Source organism: Pantoea sp. X-Soil-YNGN-785, assembly GCF_059730585.1.
The window spans coordinates 2150923-2170663 of record NZ_AP035942.1; the positions used below are offsets into that span (position 1 = coordinate 2150923).

At 54.0% G+C, this 19741-nt stretch carries 15 protein-coding genes, 1 pseudogene and 1 other annotated feature; of the genes and pseudogenes, 7 read left to right on the forward strand and 9 right to left on the reverse strand.

Annotated elements, in window-relative coordinates:
• Positions 1-2: 2 nt before the first annotated feature.
• The 5 genes from acnA to topA form a co-directional block, all read right to left on the reverse strand.
• Entirely contained in the window at positions 3-2684 is a 2682-nt protein-coding gene (gene acnA, locus AC6I8E_RS10010; RefSeq protein WP_095707126.1) for an aconitate hydratase AcnA, read from the reverse strand.
• 414 nt (positions 2685-3098) lie between these two features.
• Positions 3099-3278, reverse strand: coding sequence for a YciX family protein (locus AC6I8E_RS10015; RefSeq protein ID WP_497823941.1), 180 nt, complete (start codon positions 3276-3278; stop codon positions 3099-3101).
• 4 nt (positions 3279-3282) lie between these two features.
• Entirely contained in the window at positions 3283-3441 is a 159-nt protein-coding gene (locus AC6I8E_RS10020; RefSeq protein WP_003853864.1) for a YmiA family putative membrane protein, read from the reverse strand.
• A gap of 496 nt (positions 3442-3937) precedes the next feature.
• Positions 3938-4912 (reverse strand): HTH-type transcriptional regulator CysB, encoded by a 975-nt coding sequence (gene cysB / locus AC6I8E_RS10025; RefSeq protein WP_013358012.1) that lies wholly within the window; start codon positions 4910-4912, stop codon positions 3938-3940.
• 257 nt (positions 4913-5169) lie between these two features.
• Positions 5170-7794 carry a type I DNA topoisomerase gene (topA, locus tag AC6I8E_RS10030; RefSeq protein WP_497823942.1) on the reverse strand — a complete coding sequence of 875 codons (2625 nt, stop codon included), beginning with the start codon at positions 7792-7794 and terminating at the stop codon, positions 5170-5172.
• A gap of 371 nt (positions 7795-8165) precedes the next feature.
• Between topA and AC6I8E_RS10035 the strand changes: the two genes are divergently transcribed.
• Positions 8166-8414 carry a YciN family protein gene (locus AC6I8E_RS10035; protein WP_013358014.1) on the forward strand — a complete coding sequence of 83 codons (249 nt, stop codon included), beginning with the start codon at positions 8166-8168 and terminating at the stop codon, positions 8412-8414.
• A 26-nt stretch (positions 8415-8440) separates the two neighbouring features.
• Here the strand turns inward: AC6I8E_RS10035 and sohB are convergent, their stop codons facing one another.
• Entirely contained in the window at positions 8441-9487 is a 1047-nt protein-coding gene (gene sohB / locus AC6I8E_RS10040) for a protease SohB (RefSeq protein WP_013358015.1), read from the reverse strand.
• A gap of 173 nt (positions 9488-9660) precedes the next feature.
• Here sohB and AC6I8E_RS10045 point away from each other — a divergent pair, with 173 nt between their 5' ends.
• Together AC6I8E_RS10045 and cobO are read left to right on the forward strand one after the other, a co-directional pair.
• Positions 9661-10422 carry a YciK family oxidoreductase gene (locus AC6I8E_RS10045; RefSeq protein WP_095707721.1) on the forward strand — a complete coding sequence of 254 codons (762 nt, stop codon included), beginning with the start codon at positions 9661-9663 and terminating at the stop codon, positions 10420-10422.
• Positions 10422-11012 (forward strand): cob(I)yrinic acid a,c-diamide adenosyltransferase, encoded by a 591-nt coding sequence (cobO, locus tag AC6I8E_RS10050; protein ID WP_095707124.1) that lies wholly within the window; start codon positions 10422-10424, stop codon positions 11010-11012. Before AC6I8E_RS10045 ends, cobO begins: the two co-directional genes overlap by 1 nt.
• Positions 11013-11066: 54 nt before the next feature.
• Here cobO and rluB read toward each other — a convergent pair whose 3' ends face one another.
• Positions 11067-11957, reverse strand: coding sequence for a 23S rRNA pseudouridine(2605) synthase RluB (gene rluB, locus AC6I8E_RS10055; RefSeq protein WP_013358018.1), 891 nt, complete (start codon positions 11955-11957; stop codon positions 11067-11069).
• Positions 11958-12736: 779 nt separating this feature from the next.
• Between rluB and AC6I8E_RS10060 the strand changes: the two genes are divergently transcribed.
• Positions 12737-13384 carry a hypothetical protein gene (locus AC6I8E_RS10060; RefSeq protein ID WP_033783249.1) on the forward strand — a complete coding sequence of 216 codons (648 nt, stop codon included), beginning with the start codon at positions 12737-12739 and terminating at the stop codon, positions 13382-13384.
• Positions 13385-13396: 12 nt separating this feature from the next.
• On the opposite strand, the gene AC6I8E_RS10065 is transcribed toward AC6I8E_RS10060, so the two are convergent.
• Positions 13397-14017, reverse strand: coding sequence for an L-threonylcarbamoyladenylate synthase (locus AC6I8E_RS10065; protein WP_013358020.1), 621 nt, complete (start codon positions 14015-14017; stop codon positions 13397-13399).
• Positions 14018-14029: 12 nt separating this feature from the next.
• On the reverse strand, positions 14030-14914 hold the full coding sequence (gene rnm, locus AC6I8E_RS10070) for an RNase RNM (RefSeq protein WP_497823943.1): 885 nt from the start codon (positions 14912-14914) through the stop codon (positions 14030-14032).
• 153 nt (positions 14915-15067) lie between these two features.
• Positions 15068-15169: a sequence feature (Trp leader region), on the forward strand.
• Between the two features lie 23 nt (positions 15170-15192).
• Here rnm and AC6I8E_RS10075 point away from each other — a divergent pair.
• From AC6I8E_RS10075 to trpCF, 3 genes and pseudogenes are all read left to right on the forward strand, one after another.
• Entirely contained in the window at positions 15193-16758 is a 1566-nt protein-coding gene (locus AC6I8E_RS10075; RefSeq protein WP_013358022.1) for an anthranilate synthase component 1, read from the forward strand.
• Positions 16758-18352 (forward strand): annotated as a pseudogene (trpD, locus tag AC6I8E_RS10080) (bifunctional anthranilate synthase glutamate amidotransferase component TrpG/anthranilate phosphoribosyltransferase TrpD). Before AC6I8E_RS10075 ends, trpD begins: the two are co-directional and overlap by 1 nt.
• Positions 18353-18354: 2 nt before the next feature.
• On the forward strand, positions 18355-19716 hold the full coding sequence (gene trpCF / locus AC6I8E_RS10085) for a bifunctional indole-3-glycerol-phosphate synthase TrpC/phosphoribosylanthranilate isomerase TrpF (protein WP_497823944.1): 1362 nt from the start codon (positions 18355-18357) through the stop codon (positions 19714-19716).
• Positions 19717-19741 lie beyond the last annotated feature (25 nt).

The following is a 19741-nucleotide window of genomic DNA, read 5'->3' on the forward strand; positions in this document are numbered from 1 at the left end:
TGTCAGTCCAGCATGTTGCGGATGACGTAGTGCAGGATGCCGTCGTTGCGGTAATAGGTCAGCTCATTACCGGTATCGATGCGACAACGGGTGTCCAGCTCTTCTTTACTGCCGTCAGCACGGGTCAGCGTGACTTTCACGCTGCAGCCTGGCGTCAGTGCCTGAAGATCTTCCACGTCAATGCGCTCTTCACCGGTCAGCCCCAGAGTTTTGCGGGTCACGCCCTGCGGGAACTCCAGAGGCAGAATGCCCATCCCAATCAGGTTAGAGCGGTGAATACGCTCAAACGATTCGGCAATGACGACCCTTACCCCCTGCAGACGTGGCCCTTTAGCAGCCCAGTCGCGGCTCGAGCCAGAGCCGTACTCCTTACCTGCAATGACCGCCAGCGGCACGCCTTCCGCCTGATATTTCATCGCCGCATCGTAGATGGCCAGCTGTTCGCCACTTGGATAGTGTCGGGTATAGCCGCCCTCCACGCCTGGCACCATCTCATTGCGGATACGAATATTGGCGAACGTGCCGCGCATCATCACTTCATGATTACCGCGACGCGACCCATAAGAGTTAAAGTCGTTGCGCTCAACGCCGTGTGACAGCAGATAGCGTCCGGCGGGACTTTCCGCTTTAATGCTGCCCGCTGGCGAGATATGGTCCGTGGTGACAGAATCGCCCAGTAATGCGAGCACCCGCGCACCGCGAATATCCTGCACCGGCTTAGGTTCTTTCTCCATATCATCAAAGAACGGCGACAGGCGGATGTAGGTCGAACCTTCATCCCAGTCGTACGTTGCCGCTTCACTGACCCTGATCGCCTGCCACTCTGGCGTGCCATCGAAGACTTCGGCGTACTCTTTGTGGAACATATCACTGGTGACCTGCTGCACGGCTGTGGCTATCTCTTCCGGCGACGGCCAGATATCTTTCAGATAGACCGGCTGGCCCTGCCTGTCGTGGCCCAGCGGCTCCGTCTGCAGGTTGATCTTCATGTTACCCGCCAGCGCGTAAGCCACCACCAGCGGCGGCGAAGCCAGCCAGTTGGTTTTAATCAGCGGATGAATACGGCCTTCAAAGTTGCGGTTACCGGATAAAACGGCACCGACCGTGAGATCGCCCGCTTTGATCGCAGACTCAATCTCATCTTTCAGCGGACCGGAGTTACCGATACAGGTGGTGCAGCCATAGCCCACCAGGTTAAAGCCCAGCTCGTCGAGATACGAGGTCAGCTGCGCGACGGCCAGATAATCGGAAACCACTTTGGAACCGGGTGCCAGCGAGGCTTTGACCCACGGCTGACGTTTCAGACCACGCTCTACCGCTTTCTTCGCCAGTAAACCGGCCGCCATCAGTACGCTTGGGTTAGAGGTGTTGGTACAGGAGGTAATCGCACTGATCACCACCGCGCCATCGGTCAGTGTGTGAGTCAGGCCAGTGTCGCTGTCGGTATACTCAACATTTTTGTGCGGTTTTTGCGCCTGATTCACTTCCAGCTCGTTGCTGGCATCAAACGCGGCGGGCACATCGCCCAGCGACACCCTGTCCTGCGGACGTTTCGGTCCGGCCAGGCTCGACTCCACCTCGTTCATATCCAGTGCCAGGGTACTGGTGAAACGCGGCTCATCGCCGGGATTGCGCCACAGACCCTGCGCTTTAGCATAGGCTTCTACTAAGGCGACCTGATCGGCATCACGTCCGGTCAGCGTCATGTAGCTAAGCGTGACATCGTCGACCGGGAAGAATCCGCAGGTGGCGCCATACTCAGGTGCCATGTTGGCGATGGTCGCACGGTCGGCCAGCGGCAGGTCGGCCAGGCCGTCACCGTAAAACTCAACGAATTTGCCGACGACGCCATGCTTACGCAGCATCTGAGTGACGGTCAGAACGAGGTCGGTTGCGGTAATGCCTGCGCGCAGTTTGCCGGTAAGTTTAAAACCAACCACATCCGGGATCAGCATGGAGACAGGCTGACCCAGCATGGCTGCTTCAGCTTCGATGCCCCCTACTCCCCATCCCAGCACGCCGAGCGCGTTGATCATGGTGGTGTGTGAATCGGTACCGACCAGCGTGTCGGGCCAGGCATACTCTTCACCATTGAGGGTTTCATGCCAGATCGCCTTGCCAAGATATTCCAGGTTGACCTGATGGCAGATGCCGGTTCCCGGCGGTACGACGCGGAATTTATCAAACGCTTTCTGCCCCCAGCGAAGGAAAACGTAACGCTCATGGTTACGCTCCATCTCCAGCCGGACGTTCTCTTCAAAAGCGTCATCATCACCAAAATGGTCCACGGTGACCGAATGGTCGATAACCAGATCGACAGGCGACAGCGGATTCACTTTGGCGACATCGCCGCCCAGACGATTCACCGCTTCGCGCATGGCCGCCAGGTCGACCACGGCCGGCACGCCGGTGAAGTCCTGCATTAATACGCGGGCTGGCCGGTAGGCGATTTCACGGTCGGCGTGAGCATCTTTCTGCCAGTCAACCAACGCCTGGATGTCCTCTGTGGTGACAGAGTCGCCATCCTGCCAGCGCAGTAAGTTTTCCAGCAGAACTTTAAGAGATTTGGGCAGGCTATCGATGTTGCCGAGATGTTGAGCCGCACGGGGAAGACTGAAGATGTGATATTTGTTGGTGTCGACCTGCAGTATTTCCTGACTCAGCTCGCGTAGGGTAGACGACATAGCTCCTCCTTTTTCGTTCATGGTCTTAAACCTTAGTGAGACAAAGGTTTATGTTAAAGATAGACCACAAATTCGTTAACGTTTTGATTACAACACAAATTGCTACAATCGCCGAAAACGAAAATGCCCCGTGAAAACACGAGGCATCAGAAAGAGGTGATTTAATTCAAATTATAGCGTTATCCACACCGCCGCAGACCAGAACGCAAAGGAGAAAGCATACGCGCTAAGCCAGGACATTTTAATAATATTCATTTGGTTCACTCCTTCGCCGGAATCGAGCGTAAAAGTTTTTGCGGTCGCCTGTCAATCGGCGACACCCTTTGATCTTACAGGATGTGGAAAGGGGCATTTAAAAGCCCACCGGAAACTCCGGTTATAAAAGAGCAGTGACGAATAGATGGTCTTACAACGTTATTTGTTTTTAGGTTCCAGAAACGACTCAATAAACAGTCGCTGGTTATCACTCAAATCCCATGACTCGGGGATAGACACTTTTTCGTCCTTTGCAAGGCCTTCTTTTCCTTTGCAGGATACTGGCTTGTGCTGACCCGTGGTCAAAGAACGTTTATGACTGAGTGTATGTGCCCACATGGCTTTAGCCCCAGATACGCCAAATCATTAACGCTACAACCACCCAGAACAGCGCAGAGGCAGCGAATACGGTTAACCAGGCATTGCGACGGGTGTTGCCAGTACGCTCAACCTTGGTGCTTTTTGCCGGGAAACCCGGTTGTACAGTCAGTCGTGTATTCATAGTTTTTGATAATCACTCTCAACAAAATGATTGATAACATCGATTAAGATTTAGGAGGAATCCTAAACGCGTTAAGGCCAAAAATCCAGTTATTTTTATTGAGTAAAACGATTAACGGTATTAATCAATAGGCTTCGGTAACGTAAGAAATCATTAACTCCTGAACGAATATTTAATTAAACAGTCAGCTAATAAATTTGAGTTAATTTAAAAACAGATCCATTTAAAACTAAAGACCCATCTAAAGAACCTTATGTTTACTGGCTTCACACATCAGCTCTTAACTGGAGTATGGGAATAATCCTGGCGAGTCGCAAAGTGACATAGTTAAAAGTGTGTTGTATTTCGCATTTAAGAAAGCCCAACCGGAAAACATGTGATCAATGTTTCATTTACAAAAAAATCATAAAAACTTTTGATTCTCATTTGGCGCTAAAGCCTGGCAACAAAAAAGGCTGCACCAGGCAGCCTTATGTTGTCGTGGAGAGCATCAACGCTATTTAAATGGCAGCTTAATGTCCTTAAACATCGCCTCAATGTCTTCGTTTGAGCGCAGCGCCACGGCGGTATCCACCACGTCGCGGGTCAGGTGTGGCGCAAAACGCTGGATAAAATCATACATATAGCTGCGCAGGAAGGTGCTGCGGCGGAAGCCAATCTTGGTGGTACTGTTGGTAAAGATATCGGCGGCTTCAATACGAATCAGGTCAGGATCGGCCACCGGGTCAACCGCCATACTGGCAATAACCCCCACGCCCAGACCTAAACGGACATAGGTTTTGATGACGTCAGCATCAGTCGCGGTGAAGACAATGCGGGGTGTTAATCCTGCCCGATTAAAGGCCGTGTCGAGTTCTGAGCGTCCGGTAAAGCCAAAGGTGTAAGTCACCAGCGGATATTCAGCCAGTTCTTCGATGCTCACCTGCCCTTTTCCGGCCAGCGGATGATCCGCCGTGACGACAATCGCGCGGTTCCAGTGGTAGCACGGCAGCATGATGAGATCGTCATAGAGATGCAGCGCTTCAGTGGCTATGGCAAAGTCCGCATTGCCCTTGGAAACCGCTTCGGCGATCTGGGTGGGTGAACCCTGATGCATATGCAAAGAGACGCGCGGATAGCGCTCGATAAATCCTTTGATCACGCCTGGCAACGCGTAACGTGCCTGAGTATGTGTGGTGGCGACATAAAGCGAGCCTTTATCCGGCCAGGTGTGCTCGCCGGCGACAGATTTGATCGCATCCACTTTGGAGAGAACTTCACGCGCTATACGAATGATCTCTTCGCCTGCAGGCGTCACCTGGGTGAGATGTTTACCGCTGCGGGCAAAAATTTGCACGCCCAGCTCATCTTCCAGCATACGCACCTGTTTGCTGATGCCGGGTTGAGAGGTGTAGAGACCTTCCGCTGTCGAAGAGACATTGAGATTATGGTTCACCACTTCGACGATATAGCGCAACTGCTGTAATTTCATATCTATTCCATCCCGGTAAGTTACAGAGTCGCATCCCCGCTTGACGTATAGTCGCAAGGGTCAAGAAATGCTATGCATCAGGAAAGGTCGGAAATGCTATAACAACTATATCAGTTTAAGTGACAGAGTAGAACGGATTGATATAAGGCTCAGAAAAAGGCCAGCGAGCGCTGGCCTGAATGTGGTGCGTTGTCAGTGTCAGTGGATAAATCGGATAAGCAGAGTAAGAAAAAGGCCAGCAAATGCTGGCCTGAGACTTACTTTTTCGCTTCCTGCCACTTGCCATCTATATAGAAGGCGGACCAGCCGGTTGCCTTACCCTCTTTTTCAGAGGAGACATACTGCTGTTTGGTTTTGCGGCTGAAGCGCACCAGCGTTTTATTGCCTTCCGGATCGGCTGCTGGCGCGTCGGCCAGATACTTCAGCTTCTCAGGCAGGCGATCTTTGAAGCGCTGAAGCTCCTCCACCAGCGGCGCACGCGTTTCGCGTGATTTCGGGAAGGTGTTAGCCGCGAGGAAAACGCCCGCTGCGCCGTCACGCAACACGAAGTAAGCATCGGACTTCTCACACGCCAGCTCTGGCAGCGGAACCGGATCTTCTTTCGGCGGTGCAACTTCACCACTGCGCAGAATCTTGCGGGTGTTTTTGCACTCTTCGTTGGTACACGCCATGTACTTACCAAAGCGTCCCATCTTCAGATGCATCTCCGAACCACACTTCTCGCACTCCACCACCGGACCGTCATAGCCTTTAATGCGGAACTCGCCCTTCTCGATTTCGTAACCGTCACACTCCGGGTTATTACCACAGACGTGCAGTTTACGTTCGTTGTCGATCAGGTAGCTGTCCATCGCGGTGCCACACTTCTGGCAGCGACGACGGGCACGCAGGGCGTTGGTTTCAGCATCATCGCCTTCCAGAATATTGAGGACTTCATTTTCCGGAATCAGGTTGATGGTCTGTTTGCATCGCTCTTTAGGCGGCAGCGCATAGCCGGAACAGCCCAGGAAAACGCCGGTACTGGCGGTACGGATTCCCATCTGACGGCTACAGGTCGGACACTCAATCGAGGTCAGCACCATCTGGTTCGGCTGCATGCCTCCCTCTTCAGGATCTTTCTCAGCCAGCTCAAGCTGCTGAGTAAAGTCGGCGAAGAAGTGATCGAGAACCGCTTTCCATTGCGCCTCGTTATTCGCCACCTGATCGAGATTGCTCTCCATGCGGGCGGTGAAATCGTAGTTCATCAGTTCGCGGAAGTTCTCTTCCAGACGATCGGTGACGATTTCACCCATTTTTTCCGCATAGAAGCGGCGGTTTTCTACCCGCACGTAGCCGCGATCCTGAATGGTCGAGGTAATGGCTGCGTACGTGGATGGACGACCAATGCCGCGCTTCTCAAGTTCACGCACCAGTGACGCTTCGCTGAAGCGCGCCGGTGGCTTGGTGAAGTGCTGACCCGGAAGAAGCTGTTGCAGATCCAGAACATCACCCACGCTGACGGCAGGCAATGTACGATCTTCATCATTCTTACGCAGCGCTGGCATGACTTTGGTCCAGCCATCAAAACGCAGAATACGGCCTTTTGCTTTGAGTTTAAATTCACCCGCCGCCGCTGTAATGGTGCTGGAATCATATTTTGCTGGTGTCATCTGACAGGCAACAAACTGACGCCAGATCAGCTGATAGAGTTTCTGCGCATCCGCTTCCATATCCTTCAGCTTTTCCGCCACCACTTCCACGTCGGAAGGACGAATCGCTTCGTGCGCTTCCTGGGAATTTTCTTTACTGGCGTAAGTAATGGCGGTTTCAGGCAGATACTTTTTACCGAAATTGCTTTCGATATAGCCACGCGCCATGGCGACCGCATCCTGACTCAGGTTGGTCGAGTCGGTACGCATATAGGTGATGTGACCGGCTTCGTACAGGCGCTGAGCCATCATCATCGTTTTCTTCACGCCAAAGCCCAGACGGGTGCTTGCAGCCTGCTGTAGTGTCGAGGTGATATAAGGCGCGCCCGGCTTGCTGCTGGTCGGCTTATCTTCACGGTCGACGATCTCATAGCGCGCTTTTTCCAGTAGCGCCACCGCGGCATAAGTCTCGCCGCGATTGACCGGACGGAAGGCTTTATCACCTTTGTGCGTCACGTCCATGGACAGCTCATCGCCTTTTGGCGTGGTCAGTGCGGCATTAACTTCCCAGTACTCTTCGGGAACAAAGGCTTTGATCTCACGTTCACGTTCCACCACCAGGCGAACCGCAACAGATTGCACACGTCCGGCCGAGAGGCCACGGGCAATTTTTTTCCACAGCAGTGGCGAGACCATGTAGCCCACCACGCGGTCCATGAAACGACGCGCCTGCTGAGCATTTACCCGGTCAATATTCAGTTCGCCCGGCTTTTCAAACGCCTGACGAATCGCATTCTTGGTGATTTCGTTAAAGACCACGCGGCTGAAGCGCGAGTCATCACCACCGATCACTTCCCGCAGGTGCCAGGCAATGGCTTCCCCTTCGCGGTCAAGGTCGGTTGCGAGATAGATGTGGTCAGCATTGGCGGCTAACGCCTTCAGTTCAGCAACGACTTTCTCTTTGCCGGGCAGAATCTGATAATCCGCTTCCCAGCCGTGATAAGGGTCTACACCCATGCGGCTGACGAGTGCGGCTTTCTCATCTTTTTTAACTTTTTTGACTTTCTTGTCAGTTGAAGCGTCTTTGACTTTCTTATCTGTCGAAGCGTCAGCACTCTTCTTCGCGGTTGAACCACTGGTCGGCAGATCCCGGATATGACCCACGCTGGATTTAACCACGTAGTCACTACCCAGGTATTTATTGATTGTTTTAGCCTTTGCCGGGGACTCAACAATAACGAGTGCTTTACCCATATTTACCTTTACCTAATGAAAACATCCTGCTTAACGGGAGAGGATTGGATGCCCAAAAACCCAGTGGGTTCAATATTGCTGCGCCTGTTTAACATTTCAAGGCGGAGGGGTCAATCTCAGATCAGATGATGCGGCCTGCTGCAACTACATGATAAAGCGTGCTTTTTCCATCTGAACTCTTCGCACATCCCGGTGCAAAATCCCTGAAATCGGAATCGCCCACACTCTACCTGATAAAATCTGTTACGCAACTTAATTAGCACTCAGCCCGAACTTACGCCAGGTTTTCATCGTTCAGACCGATTTGTCACAGCATGTGACAGGCCAGTAATATAGAAAGGATTTGGATGCTGTCAAAAAGGAGCGAATAAATGCAGAGATCAACTCAGGCTATTTCCCGCCAGGCGTTGCTGGAAAAGGCCAATGCGCTAATTAAAGAACATGATGATTATTTAGCGGGCATGCAGGCGGATGAGGTAAGTCAGCAGGCGGATGTGCTGGTCTTTCGCGGACCGTTCTTTCTTGATGCGGATGGACTGCCGACCGCGAAAACCACGGCGGTGTTTAACGTCTTCAAATACCTTGCTGTGGAGCTGTCGCCGCGCTATCACCTGGAATAAAAACCCGGCACAGGCCGGGTTTCGCATCAGAGCAGTGGCTTTTCGCCGCGCTGCCAGAGTTTCAGCAGCAACCGCTCAGCCACCGAGCCGGCGCTCTGGGTAAAACGGTCCATCATTTTACGACGGCGGGCGTAATGCACACCGAGCACGCTGAATTGATCCATCTGACGGATAATCAGGTCATCGCTGGTGCCGATTTCGTCAATCAGGCCGAGATCCAGCGCCTGACGACCATACCAGTGTTCACCAGTTGCCACCCGGTCGATATCGAGTGTCGGGCGCATCTGGTGAACAAACTGCTTGAACAGCAGGTGCGTTTCGTCGAGATCTTCCTGGAATTTTTCACGTCCCTCTTCGGTATTCTCACCAAACAGCGTCAGCGTGCGCTTGTACTGTCCGGCAGTATGCAGCTCAACATCAATATCGTTACGCTTCAGCAGGCGGTTGAAGTTAGGGATTTGCGCAACCACGCCGATGGAACCAATGATCGAGAACGGTGCCGCCACAATGCGATCGGCCACGCAGGCCATCATGTAGCCCCCGCTGGCTGCCACTTTATCTACAGCCGCCGTGATGCGCAGATCCGCATCACGCAGACGCTGAAGCTGCGACGCTGCCAGCCCATAGCCATGCACCACGCCGCCAGGGCTTTCAAGCCGCAGCAGCACTTCATCGCCAGGCTGCTTCACCGCCAGCACAGCTGAAATCTCTTCACGTAGTGAGCTCACCTCACCGGCATCCATGCTGCCTTTAAAATCGAGTACGTAAAGCGTGGGCTTAACGCTCTTTGTCTGTCCCTGCTTTGCCGCCTGTTTTTCCGCTTTGGCTTTCAGCTTTTCACTTTTTTTATGATTTTTCAGCCAGACTTTCTGCGCCTGCGGCTTCATTTTTGCCAGCTGCAAATCCTCTTTCATCTGCTGATAATCATCACCCAGATGGGTCAGACGAAGCTGACCACTTTGTGCCCGTTTGCGTAACGCGGCATTCATGATAATCATGACAATCGCAGCGACGGCAACCACCAGCGTCACCGCTTTTGCTAAAAACAGTCCATACGTTGAAATAAAATCCATCAGGTCGCCTTAGTCACAAAGAATAAAAAACAATTCGCCAGTTTAGCCGTTTTACCCTGCTCCGTCGCCTGAAATGCCAGCAGCCGGCACAGAATGGGTGGTCTGGCGATTGCGCCCATTCGTAAATTCAGGCATAAAGCGGAATCATGCTGTTTTCGCTGGAGGACCCCGCTGTGCATTATCAACCGAAAAGCGACCTGCTCAATCACCGTATCATCCTGGTCACTGGCGCTTCTGATGGCATTGGCCGGGAAGCGGCGCTGACGTATGCCCGTTATGGCGCTGAAGTGATCCTGATGGGCCGTAACCCTGAGAAGCTTCAGCAGGTCAAAGAGGCAATCGATCAACTTAATAAATGTGCTGCTCATACCGTCGTGTTTGATCTGGCTGAAGCGACACCAGAACGTTGTCATCAGGTAGCAGAAGAGCTGTCACAGCAGTTTCCGCGTCTTGATGGCGTGCTGCACAATGCCGGTATCCTCGGTGAAATCGTGCCGCTTGCGGAACTCGACCCTCAGATCTGGCAGCAGGTCATGAACATCAACCTGGACGCTACCTTCTTCCTGACCCAGGCGCTGTTGCCGCTGCTGTTAAAGTCAGATGCCGGTTCACTGGTGTTTACCACCTCCAGCGTTGGCCGAACCGGTCGCGCAGGCTGGGGGGCTTATGCCGTCTCTAAATTTGCCACCGAAGGGATGATGCAGGTGCTGGCGGATGAGTATAAAACGCAGGCATTGCGGGTTAACTGCATTAATCCGGGCGGAACGCGAACCAAAATGCGCGCCAGCGCCTTCCCGCAGGAAGATGCTAACAAGCTGAAAACGCCTGCCGATCTGATGCCGCTCTACCTTTATCTGATGGGTGATGATAGCCGGCGCAAAACCGGTATCAGCTTTGATGCGCAGCCGGGCAGAAAACCCGGAGCCGCAGAGTAATGGCTGACGATCGTCATCAACAGCGTCAGCAGCGGCTAAAGGAGCAGGTCGATGCGCGGATTGCGGCAGCCACCGAGGTGCGTGGCATCCTGATGGTGTTCACCGGCAATGGCAAAGGCAAAACGACGGCGGCTTTTGGCACCGCCCTGCGCGCTGCCGGACATGGCAAGCGTGCGGCGGCGATTCAGTTTATTAAAGGTGACTGGCCGAATGGTGAGCGTAACCTGCTGGAACAGCATGGTGTAGAGTTTCAGGTGATGGCAACCGGTTTCACCTGGGACACCCAGAACCGCGAAACGGATACCGCCGCCTGTCTGACCGTGTGGCAGCATGCAAAACGGATGCTGGCCGATACGCAGCTCGATTTGGTGGTGCTCGACGAAATCACCTATATGGTCAGCATGGATTATCTGCCGCTGGACGGTTTGATTACCGCACTGCAACAGCGCCCGGCGCACCAGAGCGTAATCATTACCGGACGTGGCTGTCATCGCAGCCTGACTGAAATGGCGGATACGGTGACAGAAATGCGGCCGGTGAAGCACGCCTTTGATGCCGGTATCCAGGCTCAGCAGGGCATTGACTGGTAACAGAAAAAGAAAACGCAGCCCTGGGGCTGCGTTTTTAGCGATCGGGCAACACGATTAACCGGAGTTACGTTTGCTGCCCGGATTGCGGCGTGGCGCACGTGGCGTGCTGCTCACTTTACTGTGGCGTTTCACCGCACGACGAATCTGGTTCGCCTTGGTACGACGACGATCTTTTTCGACCACCAGCTTGGTGACCGTTTCATCATCCAGCTCCACCAGGTTACGCAGATAGTTCACCGCGGGCAGATCCAGTTCGGTCCAGCCACCGCGTGGCAGGCCTTTTGGTAACGTGATATCGCCGTAGCGGACACGCATCAGACGACTCACCTGCACCCCGACCGCTTCCCACAAACGACGCACTTCACGGTTACGTCCTTCGGTCAGGGTGACGTTGTACCACTGGTTGATGCCTTCTCCACCGCCAAACTTCAGGGTTTTAAACGCAGCCGGACCATCTTCCAGCTGAACGCCCTTGCTCAGCTGACGAATTTTATCATCGTCGACCTGACCAAATACGCGCACCGCATATTCACGTTCCACTTCACGGCTCGGATGCATCAGGCGGTTCGCCAGTTCACCGTCGGTGGTGAAAAGCATCAGACCACAGGTGTTCACATCCAGACGGCCAACGGCAATCCAGCGTGAGCCACGCAGACGCGGCAGACGGTCAAACACCGTCGGGCGGCCTTCAGGATCGCTGCGGGTACAGAGTTCGCCTTCCGGTTTGTAGTAAGCCAGCACGCGGCAGACTTCGGTTGCTGATTCAGCAATCGAAACCAGATGGCCATCAATACGGATTTTCAGGGATTTGCTGCTTTCGACGCGGTCGCCTAAGGTGGCGATCTTGCCGTCAACGCTGACACGGCCGGCCGCAATCATTGATTCGATTTCACGACGCGAGCCATGACCGGCACGCGCTAAGACTTTCTGTAACTTTTCGCTCATTGAGCTTCCTCTTTGTCGCCTTCCCAGGCGTCATGATTGGGTGATAATCCTTTCTAAATCAACAGGTTAACTTAGCAAGTTTGCCCCATTATACAGGCATTTAATGCTGAAGTAACGCCCTTTATGGATAGTGTCATAGTAAATAAAGAAAGGTTAACCTCTGATAGTTTGAGATCTGATAATCCTTGATGCTGATTTAATAAAACCCGGCATATGATAAGAGAATATGTTTAATAAAACGCCTAGATCGAAAACTTTATAGCTGATGACAATTAAATTTTCTAACCACTCATTTTTCATCAAAGCGATATTCGGAGAGTAAAATCTTAACGCTATCTTACACTTCCATCATTCTTACCGTACTTTAGATCATCTAAAAAAAATATTAAAATCAGCATGAAATGCTGGTTAGTTGAATTTAATCATGATGCACCCACTCTAAAAACAGAAAAGTCAGATTATTCCTAATAGAGATTCGTTTATAACCTTATTTTTCATAACATTTGATTGTCATTAGCTTTAATAAATTGTACGACACTATTAAGCTGATACACTTTATCCCGGCAGCATAATAAAAAAGCAAAATACGCGGCAAAGCGTTCTTGCGACATTTGAGTCTTGCTTAATTCATTCTTTAATAAAAATAGTGTTTTTACATTAATCCAATAAACCGGCGCATCCGGAGTTGTTGCGTTAATACGGTTCAGTGATGAACCCTGCTTGCATGTCAAAAATCTTCACCAGGGATTTCCCGACATGCCTGAATAAAGAAAAACATCATGAGAAACCTGTTTCTGTGCCCGGTGCTTGCTGCACTGGTGCTGAGCGGGTGTTCCGTGGGCCACACCGAGTACAGTCGTACGGCGATGCAGCACGTTGATATGAGCGTGACAGGCATTCCGACGATCCTCGGTCTGGGTACACTGGGCACCAGCATTCCTCTGACGCCTGAATATAGCCTCACGGCTGCGCACGTGGCTAAAACTGCCGTGCAGCGTGTGAAGTCTTATCACCCTTATTGCGACCTTGCGATTATTTATCACAAGAATGATGCCAGCACGCTGACTAAGTTCCGCAGCAGCGACATCGGCGATCCGGTTAAAATGTATGGTTACAGCTTTATTTCCGCGATGCCGGTTGAGTCGTCCGGGGTTAATTTAGCCCGCACGGCTATTCGGAATAAATGGAATAAAAGTCCCTGCTTAGCGATGGCCTCGAATGCGGGGGTCGTTCAGGGAATGTCTGGCGGTGGCGTTTATAATCGGGATGATACGCTGGGCGGCGTTATTGTTGGCTATTCTGACTCGATTAAGAATGGGCGTAATAACAAAGTGATCCTCAAAGATGTATCACTTTATATTCCTTACGGTCAGTTTAAGAACTGGTTAGAGTCGAATCTGGCTCAGACACCGTCGCGCGGTGTCTGAAGCCCGACGTAATTACAGGAACGGGCGGGTATCGCCCACGCCTTCACGCACGATTTCTGGCGAATCGGTGGTCAGATCGACCACCGTGGTCGGCTGCTGACCCAGCGTACCGCCGTCAATGATCAGATCGACCAGCTTACCAATGCTGTGCTGGATCTCTTCCGGGTCTGACTCGGTAAAATCGTTGCCCGGCAGAATCAATGAGGTCGACATCATCGGCTGATTCAGCGCTTCCAGCAGCGCCAGCGCCACCGGATTGGAGGGCACGCGCAGACCAATGGTCTTACGCTTTTCATTCATCAGGCGACGGGGCACTTCTTTGGTCGCCTTGAGAATAAAGGTGTAGTTGCCTGGCGTGTTGTTTTTCAGCAGCCGAAAAGCCGAGTTGCCTACCTGCGAATAAACCGACAGCTCCGAAAGATCCCGGCACATCAGGGTGAAGTTGTGGTGCCCGTCGAGTTGACGAATACGGCAGATACGCTCCATTGCGCCCTTCTCCTCCAGCCGACAGCCCAGCGCATAGCCGGAGTCGGTAGGATAGACAATGACGCTGCCTTTGTTCAGGTAGTCGACCGCCTGGTTAATCAGCCGTGGCTGAGGATTGTCCGGATGGATGTGAAACAATTGACTCATAGAAACCTCGTGTCACCTTTCCGTGATTGTCAGGCCGGGCGCGAGATCCGGGAAGCGTTCCCAGACCGGCTCAACCGCTGCAGGCAGCCAGAGTTTACGGCCCAGCTCAATCCACGGGCAGGGTTGATGAAAATCAGAACCTTGTGATGCGGCCAGTTCATTATCTCTGGCGTATTGTGCCAGTGTTGTACGCTCATTGGGTGGCTGCTGGCACTGCGCGACTTCCATCGCATCGCCGCCCGCCTCGCGAAAATGGGCGACCAGCCGTTTAAGCCACTTCGCCGATAAGCCATATCGGCCAGGATGCGCCAGCACGGCACACCCACCAGAATGATGAATCGCATCAATAGCTTGTTTAATTGTACACCATTGTGGCGGCACGTAGCCGGTTTTGCCACGCGCCAGATAATTTTTGAATACCTGTACCATATTGTCCGCTTTGCCCTGTTCAATCAGGAAGCGGGCAAAGTGACCACGGGTAATGATGCCGCCATCAGCCAGACGCATCGCACCCGCCAGCGCATCCGGGATACGTGCCTTCGCGAGTCGCTCACCAATCTCTTCCGCCCGCGTCCGGCGGCAGTCATGTTGTCCGGCCAGAAACGTCATCATCGCCGGATGATGAATATCAATGTTCAGGCCGACGATGTGAATCTCATGGTTCTCCCACAGCGTAGAGATCTCTGCCCCGGCCAGCACTTTTATCGGTAAATCGTGGTCCCGTGCCGTCTGCTGCGCTTCCTCTACCCCTGCAACGCTGTCGTGATCGGTGATCGCCAGTACGCCAACGCGCATCTCAACGGCTCGCTGCACCAGGTCTGCTGGCGTCAGTAAGCCATCGGAGGCGCGCGTGTGGCTGTGTAAATCATAAACCGGAAAACGGGCGATATCGCTCAAGAGAACTCCTGCTAAAACTAAACCGGCCAGCATGATAACGATTTTCACGGTCAGTGAAAAAGTGTATTGACATTTACGTCATGAACCCGTTAACTAGTACACAAGTTCACACGTAACGGGTATTCAATCATGGCTGTTGTAATCACGCATTTAAACGGTTGGCGCGATGTTCCCGAAAACGGGCGACAGGATCGTGCACACTTTGCGTAACCGCTGTGCTAATACCTGAGCCCGCCACCGAGCGGGCTTTTTTTTGAGCGAAATTCAGAGAAATCATCATGCCAAATGCGAAACCTACAGTGAAGTTGATTACCGGCACCGCGCCTTACCGCGAAGATCCGGCCGCAGTGTTTCACCAGCTGTGCGGCGCACGTCCGGCAACCCTGCTGCTTGAATCTGCGGATATCGACAGCAAGCGTAATTTAAAAAGTCTGCTGATTGTCGACAGCGCGCTGCGTATCAGCGCCATGGGTAATACGGTGACCGTTCAGGCGCTGTCAGAAAATGGCCGTGCCGTGCTGCCGCTGCTGGATGAGGCTCTGCCCGCTTCCGTCAGCAATCAGGTCCGTCCCGATGGCCGAGAGCTGACTTTTCCACAGAGCACCGATCCGCATCAGGACGAAGATTCCCGTCTCAAAGCACTCTCGGTGTTTGATGCACTGCGACTGATTCCCCAGCTGGTTAACGCCCCTGCCGACGAGCGCGAAGCCGTGCTGCTGGGTGGTCTGTTTGCCTATGACCTGGTGGCTGGTTTTGAAACCCTGCCGGAACTGGATAATCAGCAGCGCTGCCCTGACTACTGTTTTTACCTGGCAGAGACATTACTGGTGATCGATCACCAGACCCGCAGCGCGCGTCTGCAGGCCAGCCTGTTCTGCCCGTCCACCAGCGAGTTCCAGCGTCTGCAACGCCGTATCGAGCAGCTGCATGGCCAGATGCTGCAGCCAGCACCTGCGCTGCCGGTACAAAAGGTCGAACAGATGACGCTGACTACCAGCCAGAGCGATGAAGAGTATTGTGAAGTCGTTCGCACCATGCAGCAGGCGATTCGCATCGGTGAAATTTTCCAGGTCGTGCCATCACGCCGCTTCTCGCTGCCGTGCCCGTCACCGCTGGCTGCCTATGACACGCTGAAAAACAGCAATCCCAGCCCGTATATGTTCTTTATGCAGGATCAGGATTTCTCCCTGTTTGGCGCGTCACCAGAGAGCTCACTGAAGTATGACGCCACCTCGCGTCAGATTGAGATCTACCCGATTGCCGGTACCCGCCCGCGCGGCCGCCATGCTGATGGCTCGCTGGACCGTGACCTCGACAGCCGCATTGAACTGGAGATGCGCACCGACCATAAAGAGCTGGCTGAACATCTGATGCTGGTCGATCTGGCGCGTAACGATCTGGCGCGCATCTGCGTGCCCGGCAGCCGTTACGTGGCTGACCTGACCAAAGTTGATCGCTACTCGTTCGTGATGCATCTGGTTTCCCGCGTCGTCGGCACGCTGCGCGCCGACCTCGACGTGCTGCACGCCTATCGTGCCTGTATGAACATGGGCACGCTGAGCGGTGCGCCAAAAGTTCGCGCTATGCAGCTGATTGCCGGGGCTGAACGCACCCGTCGCGGCAGCTACGGTGGCGCGGTGGGCTACTTCACCGCGCAGGGCGATCTCGACACCTGCATCGTTATTCGTTCGGCCTATGTCGAAGATGGCGTTGCCACCGTTCAGGCGGGCGCCGGTGTGGTGCTGGATTCTAATCCGCAGGCTGAAGCTGATGAAAGCCGCAATAAGGCCCGCGCCGTTCTGCGCGCTATCGCGACTGCCCATCACTGCAAGGAGATCTTCTGATGGCCGATATTCTGCTGCTCGATAACATCGACTCTTTTACCTATAACCTGGTTGATCAGCTGCGTACCTTTGGTCACAACGTGGTGATCTACCGCAACAACCTGCCCGCTGAACTGTTAATTGCTCAGCTGGAGCGGATGGAAAATCCGGTGCTGATGCTGTCACCCGGCCCCGGCGCGCCAAAAGATGCCGGGTGTATGCCGGAGCTGCTGCGGGTGCTGCGCGGACGCCTGCCGATCATCGGCATCTGTCTGGGACATCAGGCGATTGTGGAAGCCTATGGCGGCCATGTAGGCCAGGCGGGCGAAATCCTGCACGGCAAAGCCTCGTCTATCGTTCATGACGACGAGGCGATGTTTGCCGGCCTGAGCAATCCGCTGCCGGTGGCGCGCTATCACTCGCTGGTAGGCAGCAACACGCCGGATGAGCTGACGGTTAATGCCAGCTTTAACGGGATGGTGATGGCGGTTCGTCATGAAACCGATCGCGTCTGCGGGTTTCAGTTCCATCCTGAATCGATTTTGACTTCCCAGGGCGCGCGCCTGCTTGAGCAGACGCTGGCCTGGGCGCTGGCGAAGTAACAGGGAGAATAACGATGCAACAGACACTGGAAAAACTTTACCAGGCGCAGACGCTGAATCAGGCTGAGAGTCATCAGCTGTTCAGCGCCATTATTACCGGACAGCTGGAACCCACGCAGCTCGCCGCTGCACTGGTCGCCATGAAAGTACGTGGTGAAACGCCGGAAGAGATCGCCGGAGCCGCCACCGCGCTGCTGGAAGATGCGAAACCCTTTCCCCGCCCGGATTACGCTTTCGCGGACATCGTCGGCACCGGCGGCGATGGCAGTAACAGCATTAATATCTCGACGGCCAGCGCCTTTGTTGCCGCCACCTGCGGTCTGAAAGTGGCGAAGCACGGCAACCGCAGCGTCTCCAGCAAATCGGGCTCGTCTGACCTGCTGGCCGCCTTTGGTATCAATCTGGATATGCCCGCTGACCGTGCGCGCCAGGCGCTGGACGATCTGAACGTCTGCTTCCTGTTTGCACCGCAGTATCACACCGGCTTTCGCCACGCGATGCCAGTGCGCCAGCAGCTGAAGACCCGCACCCTGTTCAACGTGTTAGGTCCATTAATCAACCCGGCGCGCCCGCCACTGGCGGTGATTGGCGTCTACAGCCCGGAACTGGTGCTGCCGATTGCGCAGACCCTGAAAGTGCTGGGTTATCAGCGTGCAGCGGTGGTTCATGGTGGTGGTATGGATGAAGTCGCACTGCACGATGTGACCCATGTGGCTGAGCTGCGTGAAGGTGAAATCACCCGCTATCAGCTTTCGCCGGAAGACTTTGGTTTTGGCTTCCATCCCAAAGAGGCGCTGGCAGGCGGCACGCCGGAAGAAAATCGTGACATTCTGACGGCTTTACTCCAGGGTAATGGCCAGCAGGCCCATGAGGAAGCGGTCGCCGTTAACGTGGCGATGCTGCTTAAAGTATTCGGTCAGGAAGATCTGCGTGAAAACGCCCAGCAGGCGCTTAACGCCATCCGCAGCGGGCAGGCTTATGAACGCGTCGTCGCACTGGCAGCAAGAGGATAATCATGAAAGGCACCGTGTTAGAAAAAATTGTTCAGGACAAAGCGATTTGGGTTGAAGCCCGTCAGCAGCAGCAGCCTCTCTCCACCTTTCAGAACAGCATTGAACCTGCCAGCCGTCATTTCTACGACGCGCTGCAGGGTGCAAGAACCGCGTTTATCCTGGAGTGTAAAAAGGCGTCCCCCTCAAAAGGCGTGATTCGCGAGGATTTCGATCCGGCCGCCATTGCCGGGGTTTACCGCCACTATGCTTCTGCGGTGTCCGTGCTGACCGATGAGAAATATTTTCAGGGCGACTTCGCCTTTCTGCCGATTGTCAGCGCCGCCATTACTCAGCCAGTGCTGTGCAAAGATTTTATTATCGACTCCTATCAGATCTATCTGGCCCGCTATTACCAGGCGGATGCCATTCTGCTGATGCTGTCGGTGCTGGATGATGAGCAGTATCGTCAGCTGGCCGCCGTGGCACACAGCCTGAAAATGGGCATTCTGACCGAAGTGAGTAATGAAGAGGAGCTGGAGCGGGCTATCGCGCTTCAGGCAAAAGTCGTGGGGATTAACAACCGCGACCTGCGCGATCTATCTATCGATCTCAACCGCACCCGTCAGCTGGCGCCGCGCCTGTCACACGGCGTCACCGTAATCAGCGAATCGGGCATAAACAGCTACGCTGATATTCGTGAGCTGAGCCACTTTGCCAACGGCTTCCTGATTGGCTCTGCCCTGATGGAAGAAGCTGACCTGACCGGTGCGGTGCGTCGGGTTACGCTGGGTAGCAATAAAGTGTGCGGTCTGACGCGTGCCGAAGACGCCCGTGCCGCCTATGAAGCCGGTGCAATCTTTGGTGGTCTGATCTTCGCGGAAGGATCACCACGTCAGATTGACACCGTTACCGCGCAGAACGTGATCGCCGCTGCGCCGCTGCGCTACGTCGGCGTGTTCCGCAATAACTCTGTCAGTGACGTTGTCACGCAGGCTACCGCACTTTCACTGTTTGCAGTGCAGCTGCATGGTAATGAAACACCAGAATTTGTGGCCGAACTGCGCGAGGCTCTGCCAGCACAGATTCAAATCTGGAAGGCGCTGCGCATTGAAGGTGCCTTACCGGCGCGCGACTGGCCGCACGTCGACCGTTATGTGTTTGATAATGGCGATGGCGGAACCGGACAGCGTTTCGACTGGTCGTTGTTACAGGGGCAGACGCTGGACAATGTGCTGCTGGCCGGGGGCCTGAGTGCGGATAACTGTGTTGAAGCCGCGCAGCTGGGCTGTGCCGGACTGGACTTCAACTCTGGCGTGGAAAGCGCGCCTGGCATCAAAGATGCCCGTAAAATTGCCGCGGTGTTTCAGACACTGCGTGCCTACTGATTTGCCTGGCCTGCTCTACGGCGGG

Excerpts from the sequence above, each read along its gene's own strand:
- trpCF (WP_497823944.1), top strand. The coding sequence starts at position 18,355 with ATGAAAGGCACCGTGTTAGAAAAAATTGTTCAGGACAAAGCGATTTGG.
- sohB (WP_013358015.1), bottom strand. The coding sequence starts at position 9,487 with ATGGATTTTATTTCAACGTATGGACTGTTTTTAGCAAAAGCGGTGACG.
- AC6I8E_RS10075 (WP_013358022.1), top strand. The coding sequence starts at position 15,193 with ATGCCAAATGCGAAACCTACAGTGAAGTTGATTACCGGCACCGCGCCT.
- AC6I8E_RS10020 (WP_003853864.1), bottom strand. The coding sequence starts at position 3,441 with ATGAATACACGACTGACTGTACAACCGGGTTTCCCGGCAAAAAGCACC.
- AC6I8E_RS10065 (WP_013358020.1), bottom strand. The coding sequence starts at position 14,017 with ATGAGTCAATTGTTTCACATCCATCCGGACAATCCTCAGCCACGGCTG.
- topA (WP_497823942.1), bottom strand. The coding sequence starts at position 7,794 with ATGGGTAAAGCACTCGTTATTGTTGAGTCCCCGGCAAAGGCTAAAACA.
- acnA (WP_095707126.1), bottom strand. The coding sequence starts at position 2,684 with ATGTCGTCTACCCTACGCGAGCTGAGTCAGGAAATACTGCAGGTCGAC.
- cobO (WP_095707124.1), top strand. The coding sequence starts at position 10,422 with ATGGCTGACGATCGTCATCAACAGCGTCAGCAGCGGCTAAAGGAGCAG.
- rluB (WP_013358018.1), bottom strand. The coding sequence starts at position 11,957 with ATGAGCGAAAAGTTACAGAAAGTCTTAGCGCGTGCCGGTCATGGCTCG.
- AC6I8E_RS10035 (WP_013358014.1), top strand. The coding sequence starts at position 8,166 with ATGCAGAGATCAACTCAGGCTATTTCCCGCCAGGCGTTGCTGGAAAAG.
- cysB (WP_013358012.1), bottom strand. The coding sequence starts at position 4,912 with ATGAAATTACAGCAGTTGCGCTATATCGTCGAAGTGGTGAACCATAAT.
- AC6I8E_RS10015 (WP_497823941.1), bottom strand. The coding sequence starts at position 3,278 with ATGTGGGCACATACACTCAGTCATAAACGTTCTTTGACCACGGGTCAG.
- AC6I8E_RS10060 (WP_033783249.1), top strand. The coding sequence starts at position 12,737 with ATGAGAAACCTGTTTCTGTGCCCGGTGCTTGCTGCACTGGTGCTGAGC.